General features: G+C 51.7%; 14 protein-coding genes. All 14 read left to right on the top strand.

Going from position 1 to position 14,857, the window contains the following annotated elements:
• Positions 1-89 precede the first annotated feature (89 nt).
• A complete protein-coding gene (gene ychF, locus GT3570_RS17075; RefSeq protein ID WP_011232946.1) occupies positions 90-1,190 on the top strand; it encodes a redox-regulated ATPase YchF in 1,101 nt (366 codons plus the stop codon).
• Positions 1,191-1,404: 214 nt separating this feature from the next.
• Positions 1,405-1,692, top strand: coding sequence for a 30S ribosomal protein S6 (gene rpsF, locus GT3570_RS17070; protein ID WP_011232945.1), 288 nt, complete (start codon positions 1,405-1,407; stop codon positions 1,690-1,692).
• A gap of 30 nt (positions 1,693-1,722) precedes the next feature.
• Positions 1,723-2,217: a single-stranded DNA-binding protein gene (gene ssb / locus GT3570_RS17065; RefSeq protein WP_062899075.1), complete on the top strand. Its 495-nt coding sequence runs from the start codon at positions 1,723-1,725 to the stop codon at positions 2,215-2,217.
• Positions 2,218-2,314: 97 nt separating this feature from the next.
• On the top strand, positions 2,315-2,551 hold the full coding sequence (gene rpsR / locus GT3570_RS17060; protein WP_008880812.1) for a 30S ribosomal protein S18: 237 nt from the start codon (positions 2,315-2,317) through the stop codon (positions 2,549-2,551).
• A 135-nt stretch (positions 2,552-2,686) separates the two neighbouring features.
• On the top strand, positions 2,687-3,616 hold the full coding sequence (locus tag GT3570_RS17055) for a YybS family protein (protein ID WP_062899074.1): 930 nt from the start codon (positions 2,687-2,689) through the stop codon (positions 3,614-3,616).
• Between the two features lie 43 nt (positions 3,617-3,659).
• Entirely contained in the window at positions 3,660-5,636 is a 1,977-nt protein-coding gene (locus GT3570_RS17050; protein ID WP_013146700.1) for a DHH family phosphoesterase, read from the top strand.
• Positions 5,633-6,082 carry a 50S ribosomal protein L9 gene (gene rplI / locus GT3570_RS17045; RefSeq protein ID WP_011232941.1) on the top strand — a complete coding sequence of 150 codons (450 nt, stop codon included), beginning with the start codon at positions 5,633-5,635 and terminating at the stop codon, positions 6,080-6,082. The genes GT3570_RS17050 and rplI overlap by 4 nt, the downstream gene beginning before the upstream one ends.
• A gap of 77 nt (positions 6,083-6,159) precedes the next feature.
• On the top strand, positions 6,160-7,524 hold the full coding sequence (gene dnaB, locus GT3570_RS17040) for a replicative DNA helicase (RefSeq protein ID WP_011232940.1): 1,365 nt from the start codon (positions 6,160-6,162) through the stop codon (positions 7,522-7,524).
• A 217-nt stretch (positions 7,525-7,741) separates the two neighbouring features.
• Positions 7,742-9,028 (top strand): adenylosuccinate synthase, encoded by a 1,287-nt coding sequence (locus GT3570_RS17035; protein ID WP_011232939.1) that lies wholly within the window; start codon positions 7,742-7,744, stop codon positions 9,026-9,028.
• 188 nt (positions 9,029-9,216) lie between these two features.
• Positions 9,217-9,930, top strand: a complete 714-nt coding sequence (yycF, locus tag GT3570_RS17030) for a response regulator YycF (RefSeq protein WP_011232938.1) — start codon at positions 9,217-9,219, stop codon at positions 9,928-9,930.
• A gap of 6 nt (positions 9,931-9,936) precedes the next feature.
• Positions 9,937-11,766: a cell wall metabolism sensor histidine kinase WalK gene (walK, locus tag GT3570_RS17025; protein ID WP_011232937.1), complete on the top strand. Its 1,830-nt coding sequence runs from the start codon at positions 9,937-9,939 to the stop codon at positions 11,764-11,766.
• Positions 11,759-13,087, top strand: coding sequence for a YycH family regulatory protein (locus GT3570_RS17020; RefSeq protein ID WP_011232936.1), 1,329 nt, complete (start codon positions 11,759-11,761; stop codon positions 13,085-13,087). The genes walK and GT3570_RS17020 overlap by 8 nt, the downstream gene beginning before the upstream one ends.
• Positions 13,074-13,856 (top strand): two-component system regulatory protein YycI, encoded by a 783-nt coding sequence (locus tag GT3570_RS17015; protein ID WP_011232935.1) that lies wholly within the window; start codon positions 13,074-13,076, stop codon positions 13,854-13,856. Before GT3570_RS17020 ends, GT3570_RS17015 begins: the two co-directional genes overlap by 14 nt.
• Positions 13,857-13,862: 6 nt before the next feature.
• Positions 13,863-14,657 carry an MBL fold metallo-hydrolase gene (locus GT3570_RS17010; RefSeq protein WP_062899073.1) on the top strand — a complete coding sequence of 265 codons (795 nt, stop codon included), beginning with the start codon at positions 13,863-13,865 and terminating at the stop codon, positions 14,655-14,657.
• The last annotated feature ends 200 nt before the right edge of the window (positions 14,658-14,857 follow it).

Here is a 14,857-nt window from a genome sequence, read left to right as displayed (position 1 = left end):
AAACATTCCCCGCTTGCGGCGCGCTTGTCATTTTCTGCGCCAGCCCATATAATGAGGAAAGATGTGAACGGGAAAGAGGAGTGGAACGAATGGGATTGACAGCAGGAATCGTCGGATTGCCGAACGTCGGCAAATCGACGCTGTTTAACGCCATTACAAAAGCAGGTGCTGAGTCAGCCAACTATCCGTTTTGCACAATTGAGCCGAACGTCGGTGTCGTCGAAGTGCCCGATGAGCGGCTCGATGTATTGACGGAAATGTTTCGGCCGAAGCGGACGGTGCCGACTGTTTTTGAATTTACCGATATCGCGGGCATCGTCAAAGGGGCGAGCAAAGGAGAGGGGCTTGGCAACAAGTTTTTGTCTCACATCCGGCAAGTCGATGCAATTTGCCAAGTCGTCCGCTGCTTCAGTGATGAAAACATCACCCACGTGGCGGGCAAAGTCGACCCGCTCGCCGATATCGAAACGATCAATTTGGAGCTCGTGTTGGCTGATTTAGAAACGATTGACAAACGAATCGAGCGGGTCGGCAAAATCGCCAAGCAAAAGGATAAAGAGGCGGCGTTTGAATACGACATTTTGCGGCGGTTGAAGGAGACGCTCGAAGACGGCAAGCCGGCGCGCACACTCGAGTTCACTGATGAAGAGATGAAAGTCGTCAAGCAGCTGCATTTGTTGACGATAAAGCCGATGCTTTACGTCGCCAATGTCGGCGAGGAAGATATCGCTGACCCTAGCGGCAATCCGTTTGTCAAGGACGTGCGCGAGTTTGCGAAGCGCGACAACGCTGAAGTCATTGTTGTCTGCGCCAAAATCGAAGAGGAAATCGCTGAGTTCAGCGATGAGGAAAAACGGCAATTTTTACAGGAGCTCGGCATCGAGCAGTCTGGCCTTGACCAGCTTATCCGCGCCGCTTACAGCTTGCTCGGATTGGCGACGTTTTTCACCGCCGGCGAGCAGGAGGTGCGGGCGTGGACGTTCCGCAAAGGGATGAAAGCGCCGCAATGCGCCGGCATCATCCATTCCGACTTTGAGCGAGGGTTTATTCGCGCGGAAACGGTGTCGTACGATGACCTTGTCGCGGCTGGATCGATGGCGGCGGCGCGCGAAGCCGGAAAAGTGCGCTTGGAGGGAAAAGACTACGAAGTGCAAGACGGCGACATTATGCATTTCCGGTTCAACGTGTAACTATCGGTTCGAGGGCAGGGCGGATGCAGCAGGTCACGGCATGGGGCCGTTTTTGGCTTGGTCATACGGATGGAAGATGTTTGCGCCGACGGAATGCGGCAAACTGCCTTGCTTATCGTTGTCGGTCATGGTATAATCAACAAATGTGAGTAATGGTGATTGCTCCTTGCTCTTCGAATGGAAGGGCCGCTTAGACCAAAAGGAGGTGACGAGCGTGAGAAAGTACGAAATCATGTACATCATCCGCCCGAACATGGACGATGAAGCGAGACAAGCTCTCGTGGAACGGTTCAACAACGTGTTGAAAGAAAACGGCGCGGAGATTACGAACGTGACGGATTGGGGCAAGCGCCGCTTAGCCTATGAAATTCAAAAATACCGCGACGGCTATTACATGATCGTCAATGTCGTATCGGAGCCGAAAGCGGTGCAAGAATTCGACCGCTTAGCGCGCATCAGCGAAGACATCATCCGTCATATCGTCGTCAAAGAAGAAGAATAATCTTTTCGACATGATTAAGAGGTGGTTCTGATGATTAACCGCGTCATTTTGGTCGGCAGGTTAACGAGAGATCCGGAGTTGCGTTACACTCCAAGCGGAGTGGCTGTTGCCACGTTTACGCTCGCGGTCAACCGTCCGTTTACAAATCAGCAGGGCGAGCGGGAAACGGATTTTATTCAATGTGTCGTTTGGCGCCGCCAGGCGGAAAACGTCGCCAACTTTTTGAAAAAGGGGAGCTTGGCTGGTGTCGATGGCCGACTGCAAACCCGCAGCTATGAAAATCAAGAAGGTCGGCGCGTGTACGTGACGGAAGTGGTGGCTGATAGCGTCCAATTTCTTGAGCCGAAAGGAACGAGCGAGCAGCGAGGGGCAACAGCAGGCGGCTACTATGGGGATCCATTCCCATTCGGGCAAGATCAGAACCACCAATATCCGAACGAAAAAGGGTTTGGCCGCATCGATGACGATCCTTTCGCCAATGACGGCCAGTCGATCGATATTTCTGATGATGATTTGCCGTTTTAATAAACAAGTCGCTTGAAGCCCCTGTCTCTAAACAACGCGCAGGCAGCGGGCCATTCCACCGATGAGGAAACGATGGCAACGGAAAGGAGGAAATAGCATGGCAGGACGGAAAGGCGGCCGCGGCAAACGCCGCAAAGTATGTTACTTCACGGCGAACAACATTACGCATATCGACTACAAAGATGTCGATTTGCTGAAAAAGTTCATTTCTGAACGCGGCAAAATTTTGCCGCGCCGTGTAACGGGAACGAGCGCGAAATATCAGCGCAAATTGACGGTCGCGATCAAACGCGCGCGCCAAATGGCGCTTCTGCCGTACGTTGCGGACGAGTGAGCCGAAAGCAAGCAGTAAGGGGGGATCCTTACTGCTTTTTTTATCTCCTCTGACTGAGCGGACTCCCACTCCCAAGCAGAGTGAAAGTGGGGAAGGAGGTCAAATCACCAAAAAACAAAGAAAGGGGAACGTCCATTGCGAAAAACGCACGCCCTCACCGAAGCGGCGATTGAGCTCGCACTGTTTGCTGTTTTGTTTTTGCTTGCGCTGTACGCGCCGGTCATTGGGATTGTCGCCGCTTTGTTTTTAGCGCTTCCGTTTATGGTGTTTACGATGCGCCATGGGTGGATTCCAGCTATGTTGCTGCTGGCGGCGGCCCTGGTCATCTCCGGTTTGATCGGCTCGCTTTTGTCGCTGCCGATGGCGCTTATGTTCGGCACCGTCGGCATGGCAGTCGGCGCGATGCTTTCGAAACAGAAAAACCGTTATCTTGTTCTTCTTGTCGGCGCGCTTGTATTTTTGGCGAATATCGTGCTTGATTACATCATCTCGATTCAATTTTTGCACGTCGATATGATCCAAGATACGCTTGCGCTCGTGCGAGAATCGTTTGACACGGCAATGAATCTAATGAAGGGAATGGGACAAGCGCCGCCTTTGGAGATGCAAAGGCAGTTCGAACAAGGGCTGAAGCTGATCGGCTATATGGTTCCGACGCTGTTTGTCATCGCTTCGTTTGCGCTGGCGTACGCGACGATCATCGTCTCGCTGCCGGTGATGAAGAGGCTAAAGCTGCCGGTCGGTTCATGGCCGCCGTTTCGCGAGCTTATGTGGCCGAAAACTGTATTGTGGTTGTATGTCTTTGTGCTCCTTCTCTCCTTGTTCCCGTTCAAAGAAGGATCGTTTGCCTATATCGCCGTGTTGAACTTATCGTATGTGTTGCAGCTGGCGATGATTGTGCAAGGATTTTCGTTTCTTTACTACGCCGCTTACAAAAAAGGGGTTGGCAAAGGTGTGGTGGCGGCAGGGACGGTCGTTTGCTTATTCCTGCCTTTTCTACTTTATCTTGTGGCGATATTCGGTATAATTGATTTAGGATTTGATTTGCGCCGCCGCATATTATAATTGGATAAGGCGAGTCATTTCTTCAGTGTAGGAGCTGACTTGAATGTCCCATTTTTATGAAAGGAAAGCGTATCGCTATCCGTTATATGCGTTAGCCGCCCTGGCGGTGCTTATGGCGATTGGCTTGTTTTACTTCCAATGGCTGCTTGGCCTCGTCGCCCTTCTTGGCGTCGGGTTTGTGCTTTATTATGTCATTGGGGCGCAACGCTCCTTGCATAAAGAGTTGGAGCACTATATTTCCAATTTGTCGCACCGGGTGAAAAAAGTAGGCGAGGAAGCGTTGATGCAAATGCCGATCGGCATTATGCTCATCGATGAAGGGGGAGAAATCGAGTGGTCGAACCGTTTTTTGGCCGCCTGCTTTAAGGAACAGACGCTTGTCGGCCGCTCTCTCGCCGAGCTTTCCGAATCGTTGGCCGCTTTTGTGAAAAGGGGAAAAACGGACGAAGAGATCGTCGAATTGAACGGAAAGCAGCTGAAAGTGGTCATTCGCCGCCCTGAACGGCTTCTTTACTTTTTTGATGTTACTGAGCATTTGGAATTGAAGCGGCAGTATGAAGCGGAACGGCTGGTGCTCGCCATTATTTTTCTTGACAATTATGATGAAATTACGCAAGGGATGGACGATCAGGCAAAAAGCCAACTAAACAGCCTCGTCACTTCCGTGTTGAACCGGTGGGCGAACGACTATGGCATTTTTTTAAAGCGGACGTCATCCGACCGATTTATTGCCGTATTGAACGAACATATTCTTGGGCGGCTCGAGAAAAGCAAATTTTCCATTCTCGACGAAGTGCGAGAGCAGACGGCAAAACATCATGCCCAGCTGACGCTGAGCATTGGCATCGGCGCCGGCGTGTCCCAGCTCCCGGAGCTCGGGGCGCTCGCCCAATCAAGCTTGGACTTAGCGTTGGGGCGCGGGGGCGATCAAGTCGCGATTAAGCAAGGAAATGGAAAAGTGAAGTTTTACGGCGGCAAAACGAACCCGATGGAAAAGCGGACGCGCGTCCGCGCCCGCGTTATTTCCCATGCGCTTCGCGAACTGATTGCAGGAAGCGACAAAGTGCTCATCATGGGCCATAAATATCCCGATATGGACGCCATGGGAGCGGCGATCGGCGTTTTAAAAGTCGTCCAATCGAACCAAAAGGAAGGGTTTATCGTCGTCGATCCGGCCAAAACGGATGCCGGGGCGCAACGGTTGCTTGAGGAAATGAAAAAACATGCTGAGTTATGGTCAAGATGCCTAAAGCCGGAGCAGGCGCTTGAGCTCGTCACCGAGGATACGCTTTTGATCGTCGTCGATACGCATCGTCCGTCGCTCGTCATTGAAGAGCGGCTATTGTATCGCACCGACCATATCGTCGTCATTGATCACCATCGCCGCGGCGAAGAGTTCATTGAGGCGCCGATTCTCGTCTATATGGAGCCTTATGCTTCTTCGACATCGGAACTCGTCACCGAGCTGTTAGAGTACCAACCGAAACGGATGAAGCTGACGATGCTCGAAGCGACCGCCCTGCTTGCCGGCATCGTCGTCGACACGAAAAGCTTTACGCTCCGCACCGGCTCGCGGACGTTCGACGCCGCGTCATACTTGCGCGCCCAAGGAGCGGATACGGTGCTTGTGCAAAAATTGCTGCGGGAAAGCATCGCCAACTACGTCAAACGGGCGAAATTGATCGAACGGGCGGTGATCGATGAGCATGGCATCGCCATCGCCAAAGGGGGCGAGAACGAGGTGCACGACCAAGTGTTGATTGCGCAAACGGCCGATACGCTTCTCACTTTAAGCAGCGTCGTTGCTTCGTTCGTCATTTCCAAGCGGTCCGACGGGACGGTCGGCATCAGCGCCCGCTCGCTCGGCGATGTCAACGTGCAAGTCATTATGGAACGGCTTGGTGGAGGCGGACATTTGACAAACGCCGCCGCCCAATTGTCCGAAGTGACGGTGGAAGAGGCGGAGCGGCAGCTGCGTGAAGCCATTCATGACTATTTCGAGGGGGGGAAGCCATCATGAAAGTCATTTTTTTAAAAGATGTGAAAGGAAAAGGGAAAAAAGGGGAAATCAAAGACGTCGCCGACGGTTACGCAAACAACTTTTTGTTCAAACAAGGGCTCGCCATTGAAGCGACGCCGGCGAACATCAAAGCGCTCGAGGCGCAAAAACAAAAAGAGCAGCGCCAAGCGGCGGAAGAATTGGCCAATGCGAAAAAACTGAAAGAAGAGCTCGAGAAGCTGACGGTGGAAATTCCGGCGAAAGCGGGCGAGGGAGGCCGTTTGTTTGGCTCGATCACGAGCAAGCAAATCGCTGAGGCGCTTCAGGCCCAGCACGGCTTGAAGCTTGACAAACGGAAAATCGAGCTTGCTGATGCCATTCGCTCCCTCGGATATACGAATGTGCCGGTGAAGCTCCATCCGGAAGTGACAGCGACCTTAAAAGTGCACGTCAAGGAACAAAAATAACGGCAGCAATGATGCCCCCGCCCGCTATGGCGGGGGCATTATCGACGGAGATGAAACGGGGGAAAGGCGGTGAGACGATGAGCGAACTTTTTTCAGAACGAATTCCTCCGCAAAGCATTGAAGCCGAGCAGGCCGTGCTTGGCGCTGTGTTTTTGGATCCCACTGCGCTGACGCTCGCCTCGGAACGATTAATTCCCGAAGACTTCTACCGCGCGGCCCATCAAAAAATTTTCCACGCCATGCTTCGCGTCGCTGATAAAGGCGAGCCGGTCGATTTAGTGACGGTGACGGCGGAACTGGCCGCTTTGGAGCAGCTGGAGGAAGTGGGCGGTGTCTCCTACTTAAGCGAGCTTGCCGATTCTGTGCCGACAGCGGCCAACGTCGAATACTACGCCCGCATTGTTGAAGAAAAATCATTGCTTCGCCGCCTCATTCGCACGGCGACATCGATTGCCCAAGATGGCTATACAAGGGAAGATGAAATTGACGTTTTGCTCGATGAAGCGGAACGGAAAATTATGGAGGTTTCCCAACGGAAACATTCAGGCGCCTTTAAAAATATTAAAGATGTTCTCGTACAGACGTATGACAACATTGAAATGCTCCATAACCGGAACGGGGACATCACCGGCATCCCGACCGGATTCACTGAACTCGACCGGATGACGTCCGGATTTCAGCGCAGCGACTTGATTATCGTCGCCGCCCGGCCATCGGTCGGGAAGACGGCATTCGCATTAAACATCGCCCAAAATGTGGCGACGAAGACGAACGAAAATGTCGCGATTTTCAGCTTGGAAATGAGCGCCCAGCAGCTTGTGATGCGGATGCTTTGCGCCGAAGGCAACATCAACGCCCAAAACTTGCGCACTGGCAAGCTGACGCCGGAAGATTGGGGCAAGCTGACGATGGCGATGGGCAGTTTGTCAAACGCCGGCATTTATATTGACGATACGCCGAGCATCCGCGTCAGCGACATTCGCGCCAAATGCCGCCGCTTGAAACAGGAAAGCGGCCTCGGCATGGTGGTGATCGATTATTTGCAGCTCATTCAAGGAAGTGGGCGCAACCGGGAAAACCGCCAGCAGGAAGTGTCGGAAATCTCCCGTTCGTTAAAGGCGCTCGCCCGCGAGCTCGAAGTGCCGGTCATCGCTTTGTCACAGCTGTCGCGCAGCGTTGAGCAGCGCCAGGACAAGCGGCCGATGATGTCCGATCTTCGCGAATCGGGGAGCATTGAGCAAGACGCTGATATCGTTGCCTTTTTGTATCGCGACGACTACTACAACAAAGATTCCGAGAACAAAAACATCATCGAAATCATTATCGCCAAACAGCGGAACGGCCCGGTCGGGACGGTGCAGCTCGCCTTTATTAAAGAGTACAATAAATTCGTCAACTTAGAGCGCCGTTTCGATGAGGCGCAAATTCCACCGGGGGCGTAAGACGGACCGCGCTGCCGGCGGCGGGCGCCTTTTTGTTCTTTTGGCCTTTGACTATTTCCTCGTTTACACCCGCGGCGTTAAAGAGGGAGCCTTCCTGATCATTGATAAACGAATAAAATGGACGATATTTTCTTTTAATGTTCGTGTTTCATTGACTTTATGGCTGAAAACTGGTACACTGACAATGTTTAGACCGAGGAAACTGGAGGTGCTCGCCATGTCGTCAGTCGTTGTTGTCGGCACGCAATGGGGCGATGAAGGGAAAGGGAAAATTACGGACTTTTTATCGGAAAATGCGGAAGTGATTGCCCGGTATCAAGGGGGAAACAATGCCGGACACACGATCGTGTTCAACGGGGAAAAGTATAAGCTGCACTTGATCCCGTCGGGCATTTTTTATAAAGATAAAATTTGCGTCATCGGCAATGGGATGGTCGTCGATCCGAAGGCGCTCGTTGCGGAGCTTTCGTATTTGCACGAGCGCGGCATTTCGACTGATAATTTGCGCATCAGCAACCGCGCTCATGTCATTTTGCCGTATCATTTGAAATTGGACGAGCTTGAGGAAGAGCGGAAAGGGGCAAACAAAATCGGCACGACAAAAAAAGGAATTGGGCCGGCGTACATGGACAAGGCGGCGCGCATCGGCATCCGCATTGTTGATTTGCTTGACCGCGACGTGTTTGCCGAAAAGCTGGAGCGCAACTTGAGGGAGAAAAATACGCTGCTTGAAAAAGTGTACGGGGTCGAAGGCTTCCGGTTGGAGGACATTTTTGAGGAGTATTACGAGTACGGCCAGCACATCGCCAAATACGTCTGCGACACATCGGTCGTATTGAACAATGCGCTCGATGAAGGGCGCCGCGTCTTGTTCGAAGGAGCGCAAGGCGTCATGCTTGACATTGACCAAGGAACGTATCCGTTTGTCACGTCGTCGAATCCAGTCGCTGGCGGGGTAACGATCGGCGCCGGTGTCGGGCCGACGAAAATCAAGCATGTCGTCGGGGTGGCGAAAGCCTATACGACGCGCGTCGGCGACGGGCCGTTCCCGACAGAGCTGCACGATGAAATCGGCGACCGCATTCGCGAAGTCGGCCGCGAGTATGGGACGACGACCGGCCGTCCGCGCCGCGTCGGTTGGTTTGACAGTGTTGTTGTCCGTCATGCCCGCCGGGTGAGCGGCATTACGGACTTGTCGCTTAACTCGATCGATGTGTTGACCGGCATTGAAACGTTGAAAATTTGCGTCGCCTATCGCTACCGCGGCCAAGTGCTCGAAGAATTTCCAGCCAGCTTAAAAGTGTTGGCCGAATGCGAGCCGATTTATGAAGAACTTCCTGGCTGGACGGAAGATATCACCGGGGTGAAAAGTCTAGACGAGCTGCCGGCGAACGCCCGCCATTACGTCGAGCGCATTTCCCAGCTCACCGGCATCCCTCTTTCGATTTTCTCCGTCGGACCGGACCGTTCGCAAACGAACGTCGTCCGCAGCGTCTACGCGTAAGCGGCAACAGTGGACGGTGGCAGGCAGCGTATAAACAAGGCAAACGACAGGCATAGATGCGCGCGCGTCTATGCTTTTTTCTTTGATAGGCTCCTCAAAATGGCAATCGGCAAAGGATGATTTCATGTTCATAACATGGTAAATTAGTAATGATAGGATTCCATCGCAAAAGGAAGGATGTGAGCGAGATGGAAAAACGCATTTTAGTCGTTGATGATGAAAAACCGATTGCCGATATTTTGCAATTTAATTTGCAAAAAGAAGGATATGAAGTCATTTGCGCCTACGACGGCGAAGAAGCGCTGCAAAAAGTTGAAGAAACGATGCCGGACTTGATTTTATTGGATATTATGTTGCCGTTAAAAGATGGCATGGAAGTATGCCGTGAAGTGCGGAAAAAGTATGATATGCCGATCATTATGCTGACAGCGAAAGATTCCGAGATTGATAAAGTGCTTGGGTTGGAGCTTGGTGCGGACGATTATGTGACAAAGCCGTTCAGCACGCGCGAGCTCCTGGCGCGGGTGAAGGCAAACTTGCGCCGCCATGCGCAAACGGCCAACCAAGAAGAAGGAGAAAACGAAACAAATGAAATCGTCATTGGCCCGCTCGTCATCCGTCCGGACGCGTATGTCGTGCAAAAGCGGGGGGAAACAATTGAACTGACCCACCGCGAATTTGAACTGCTTCATTACTTAGCGAAGCATATCGGCCAAGTGATGACGCGCGAGCATTTGCTGCAAACCGTCTGGGGCTACGATTACTATGGCGATGTGCGCACCGTGGACGTGACGGTAAGACGTCTGCGTGAAAAAATTGAGGACAACCCTTCCCACCCGAATTGGATCGTCACAAGACGGGGAGTCGGCTATTACTTGCGCAATCCGGAACAGGAGTCATGAGCCAGCATGAAAAAAGTAGGTCCATTCCGTTCGATTCATTTTAAGTTTGTCATCATTTATGTATTACTGATTCTCGTCGCCATGCAAATCATCGGCGTGTACTTCGTTCGCAAGCTGGAAACGGAGCTTGTGCAGAACTTTAAAAACTCATTAAACGAACGGGTGACCTTGCTCGCCTATAACGTCGAGCAGGCGATGAATCGGGAGCGCGATGAAAAAAGCCCGACATTGGAAGAAGACATCCGTTCGCTTCTTCATGATTTCGTTTCCCAAGACATTTCCGAAGTGCGCGTCATCGATGAGAAAGGGAAAGTGCTTGCGACATCCAATCCGTATATGCAAAACATCGTCGGAAAGCGGACGACCGAGATTTATGTAAAACGTTCCCTCGTCACCGGCGAAATCGTCGACCGGATGCTGCTCGATTCGAAAACAGGTCATCGCATGTACATTTCGTCGACTCCGATCAAAACGAGCGGCGAAATCAAAGGTGTCATTTACGTCATCGCCTCGATGGAAAACGTCTTTTCGCAAATGCGGCAAATCAATATGATTTTGGCGACCGGGACGGGGATCGCTCTCGCCATTACCGCCGTGCTCGGCATTTTTTTGTCCCGCACGATCACCCGGCCGATTTCCGATATGCGCCGGCAAGCGCTGGCGATGACGAGGGGAGATTTCTCCCGCAAGGTCAAAGTGTACGGCTATGATGAAATCGGCCAATTGGCGATGACGTTCAATAATCTGACCAAAAAACTGCAGGAAGCGCAGGCGACGACGGAAGGGGAACGGCGCAAGCTCGAGTCCGTCTTGACGCATATGACTGATGGCGTCATTGCGACCGACCGTCGCGGGCGCGTCATTCTCATTAACGATGCAGCGTTAAACATTTTGAATGTTTCACGTGAAACAGTGCTGTCGAGTTCGATCGTCGACGTGCTTGGCATTGCCGACCAGTATACGTTTGAAACGCTGCTTGAGGAGCGCGATTCGCTCATTTTAGATTTCAGCACGGATGAGGAACTGTATATTTTGCGCGCGTCGTTGTCGGTGATTCAAAAAGAGGGCGGATTTGTCAACGGGTTGATCGTCGTTTTGCACGACATTACCGAACAGGAAAAAATCGACCGCGAGCGGCGGCAGTTTGTCGCCAATGTGTCGCATGAATTGCGCACGCCGCTCACCACGATGAAAAGCTACTTAGAAGCGCTCGCTGACGGCGCTTGGCAAGATAAAGACATCGCGCCGAGGTTCATTCAAGTCGTGCAAAATGAAACGGAACGGATGATTCGGCTTGTCAACGACTTGCTCCATCTGTCCAAGCTTGACAGCAAAGACTACAAGCTGAAGAAAACGTGGATCAATTTTTCAGCCTATTTCCATAAAGTCATTGACCGATTTGAGTTGACGAAAAGCGACAACATCCGGTTCGTTCGCAAAATTCCGCGCGAGGCGATTTTTATTGAAGTTGATGAAGATAAAATTACGCAAGTGTTAGACAACATTATTTCGAACGCTTTGAAGTACTCTCCGCAAGGAGGGACGATTACATTTCGCGTCCGCAAACTTGCTGATGAAATTATTGTCAGCGTCAGCGACGAAGGAGTCGGCATTCCGAAAGCCGACTTGGCAAAAATTTTCGAACGGTTTTACCGGGTCGACAAGGCCAGGTCGCGCAAATTGGGCGGTACGGGGCTTGGGCTGGCCATTGCCAAAGAAGTCGTTCTTGCCCATGGCGGGACGATTTGGGCAGAAAGCAAGGAGCATAAAGGAACGACGATTTATTTTACGCTGCCGCTAGAACGCGAGCAAAAGGATGACTGGTGCGATGTATGAAACGATCAAAACCATCGTGTTGACGTTGCTTGTGCTCATCAGCATTACCTTAACGTTTGCCTTATGGACATATCATCCGAAATACGACGTGCTGCAAAACGACGAATACATTCAACACGTCTCCGTGAGCAATACGCAAGTGGATACAGCGATGGTCGTGCAGCCAAAGCAGATTCTCATTCATAAAAACGGCGTCCCCTATGCTGTGACGAAAGACGAAGAGAAAAATGAAGTGCTGAAAGAAATGAGAAGATGGACGCTTGATGATTTCGAAGATGTTTCGTCTTCTGTTCCGCAAGGGAAGTTTTTATCGTTTTTAAACGGCAAAGAGCGGCTTGAGATCATTTACCCCGATGAGGTGCCGATCGACATATACCGATTGATTTTCACGATCGATGACAGGGGGCTCGACGGCTTGGCGTTTGACCGCCTGCTCGTCCCGCTCGGTGGGAAGGACGAGTTCCCCATCTACTTCATCGCGACCGACAAGCGCAAAATTTACAAAGCGATTGCCAGCGATGCCTCCTTATCGGCGATCGGTCGGCTGGCGAAAGAAGCGAGCCATTTTCCGCGTTATTTCGCTTATCCGGTCAGCGAAACGAAGCAGTTGTATTTGCCGGAAAAAGAAGTGGTGCTCAGCAGTCTGCAATATTATACCGACGAGCTGGACGCAGACAAGTTTAAAGAAGCGCTCTTTAGCGATCCAAGCTTTGTCAAAAAAGATTTGATTCCGTTTGGCGAAGAATATACAGACGGTTCGCGGCTGATGGACGTCGATTTTCTTCAACGGATGCTGCTGTATGTGAATCCAGCGGCGCGCGTCTCGAATATGGGACAAACGGAGCAAGAAACCCATATCATCCAAAAAAGCATTGATTTCGTCAATGAGCATGGCGGTTGGACGGATCTGTATCATTTCGCCCGCTGGAGCGAGGAGGATCGAAAAGTCACGTTCCGGCTTGTCGTCAACGGCTATCCAGTCTTTAATGAATACGGCATGTCAGAAATCGTGGAGACGTGGGGAGCGTCCGATTTGATGAAATACCAGCGTCCGCTCTTCCGCCTTGAAATCGCGGATCGCAACCGCACACCAAAAACGCTGCCGTCCGGCCATGAGGTCGTCAACTGGTTCGAACAGACGAAAGGCGTTCGCAAATCGCTCATCAAAGATATCGCCATCGGCTATGAGCTCATCAAAGATCCGGAGCGGGAAAAAGTCATCCGCCTTGAACCGGCATGGTTCTACTTGTACGGACAAACGTGGAAAAAGGTAAACATGGGCGATGAGGCGGGAGGAGGGGGAACAAATGGACTGGAGTAAAACGAAGACGATTTTTATTATCGTGTTCCTCATCCTCGACTGCTTTTTAGGCTATCAGTTTATGGAAAAACGAAACAGCAGCCAGCTCGATGTCATTTTGGAAACGACGATTGAAGAGCAGCTTGAGGCGAACGGCATTACGTATGTGGATCTGCCTAAAGAAGTGACGAAAGCGGCGTATGTCAGCGGCAAAAGCCGCTCATTCACCATGGCGGATGTAAAAAAGCTGCCCGGGCAAAAAGTGAAAATCGAAGGAGAAACGAAAGTCAAAGGGACGTTCATCGATCCGGTTGCGCTGCCGATTGACGATCCATACCAGCTGCGTGAGTTTTTGCAGCGCTACATCATCGGCGGCGGGCAATATGCCTTTTGGTCGTTTGATGAAAAACAAGGAATCTTGACCTGCTACCAAATGTATGACGGCAAGATGATTTACGGCAATGAAAACAGCAAGCTCGTCATCCATGTCAACGGGAGACGGGAAGCACTGTCGTATGAACAGACGATGCTCAGCGACTTGGAAAAGTACGAGCGGAAGCAAGATATCGTCCCGGCGATTAAAGCCATTGAGACGTTGTACCGAAAAGGGCATTTGCAGCCGGGCGACCGCGTCACGAAAGTGGAGCTTGGCTATTACGGGCTTGTTCAATTTACTGCATCCCAAGTGTTGACTCCAACTTGGCATATTGTTGTCAATCGGAAGGAAGACTATTTCGTCAATGCGTTTGAAGGGCAAGTGATCAATGATCAAGGAAATGTGCTGGAGTGAAAGAACATGACGATGCGATTTAGTGTGCTGGCCAGCGGCAGCACCGGCAATGCCTTTTACATTGAGACAGACCGCCAGCGCCTGCTTGTTGACGCCGGTTTGAGCGGCAAGCAGCTTGAGGAGTTGTTTGCTGAGATCGGCCGCCATCCAAAGCAGCTTGATGCGCTGCTTGTCACCCATGAACATAGCGACCATATTAAAGGGCTCGGGGTGCTTGCCCGCAAGTATCGGCTGCCGGTGTATGCCAATGAAAAAACGTGGCGGGCGATGGAACAAACGGTCGGCGACATTCCGCCCGAGCAAAAATTTGTCTTTCCGCTCGGCGCGGTAAGGACGTTCGGCGATGTTGACGTCGAATCGTTCGGCGTCTCTCACGACGCCGCCGAGCCGATGTTTTACGTTTTCCACTATGAAGGGAAAAAGCTTGCGTTGCTCACCGATACCGGCTATGTGAGCGAGCGGATCAAAAAGACGATTGAAAACGCGGATGTGTTCGTGTTTGAAAGCAATCATGACCTCGGCATGCTGCGGATGGGGAGATATCCATGGAGCGTCAAGCGCCGCATTTTAAGCGATGTCGGCCATATTTCGAATGAGGAAGCGGGTTTGGCGCTTGCTGACGTGATCGGCGACCGGACAAAGCAAATTTATTTGGCCCATTTGAGCCAAGATAACAATATGAAAGAGCTGGCGCGCATGACCGTGACGCAAGTGTTGGAACAGAAAGGCTTAGCGGTCGGCGCCCGCTTTCGTTTGTATGATACCGATCCGCGTCGGGCGACGGCACTAGCGTATGTATAAAGCCCGTTTTGCCGAAACTGAGGGAGACAGTGTGAGTAAAATATTTGTGGGTGACATTCCGAAATGATCCCCGACGAGGGTTGCGAACTTTTGTTCGCGACGCTCGTCGGGGCCACCAAGCGAAGCGCGGTAGAAAAAGCAAATGTCGTGAAAAAAGGACTCTCTCCCTGCTATGATGGTGATTGGCAAACCAACCGAAA

Origin of the sequence: Geobacillus thermoleovorans, from assembly GCF_001610955.1 — a bacterium.
GTDB lineage: Bacteria > Bacillota > Bacilli > Bacillales > Anoxybacillaceae > Geobacillus > Geobacillus thermoleovorans.
Note: the sequence above shows the minus strand (reverse complement) of the source record. Positions and strands in the feature narration are given on the sequence as shown.

What these genes read in the sequence shown, in the direction of transcription:
- ychF (WP_011232946.1), top strand. Translation starts at nt 90, where the DNA reads ATGGGATTGACAGCAGGAATCGTCGGATTGCCGAACGTCGGCAAATCG.
- ssb (WP_062899075.1), top strand. Translation starts at nt 1,723, where the DNA reads ATGATTAACCGCGTCATTTTGGTCGGCAGGTTAACGAGAGATCCGGAG.
- rpsR (WP_008880812.1), top strand. Translation starts at nt 2,315, where the DNA reads ATGGCAGGACGGAAAGGCGGCCGCGGCAAACGCCGCAAAGTATGTTAC.
- GT3570_RS17050 (WP_013146700.1), top strand. Translation starts at nt 3,660, where the DNA reads ATGTCCCATTTTTATGAAAGGAAAGCGTATCGCTATCCGTTATATGCG.
- rplI (WP_011232941.1), top strand. Translation starts at nt 5,633, where the DNA reads ATGAAAGTCATTTTTTTAAAAGATGTGAAAGGAAAAGGGAAAAAAGGG.
- dnaB (WP_011232940.1), top strand. Translation starts at nt 6,160, where the DNA reads ATGAGCGAACTTTTTTCAGAACGAATTCCTCCGCAAAGCATTGAAGCC.
- GT3570_RS17035 (WP_011232939.1), top strand. Translation starts at nt 7,742, where the DNA reads ATGTCGTCAGTCGTTGTTGTCGGCACGCAATGGGGCGATGAAGGGAAA.
- yycF (WP_011232938.1), top strand. Translation starts at nt 9,217, where the DNA reads ATGGAAAAACGCATTTTAGTCGTTGATGATGAAAAACCGATTGCCGAT.
- walK (WP_011232937.1), top strand. Translation starts at nt 9,937, where the DNA reads ATGAAAAAAGTAGGTCCATTCCGTTCGATTCATTTTAAGTTTGTCATC.
- GT3570_RS17020 (WP_011232936.1), top strand. Translation starts at nt 11,759, where the DNA reads ATGTATGAAACGATCAAAACCATCGTGTTGACGTTGCTTGTGCTCATC.
- GT3570_RS17015 (WP_011232935.1), top strand. Translation starts at nt 13,074, where the DNA reads ATGGACTGGAGTAAAACGAAGACGATTTTTATTATCGTGTTCCTCATC.
- GT3570_RS17010 (WP_062899073.1), top strand. Translation starts at nt 13,863, where the DNA reads ATGACGATGCGATTTAGTGTGCTGGCCAGCGGCAGCACCGGCAATGCC.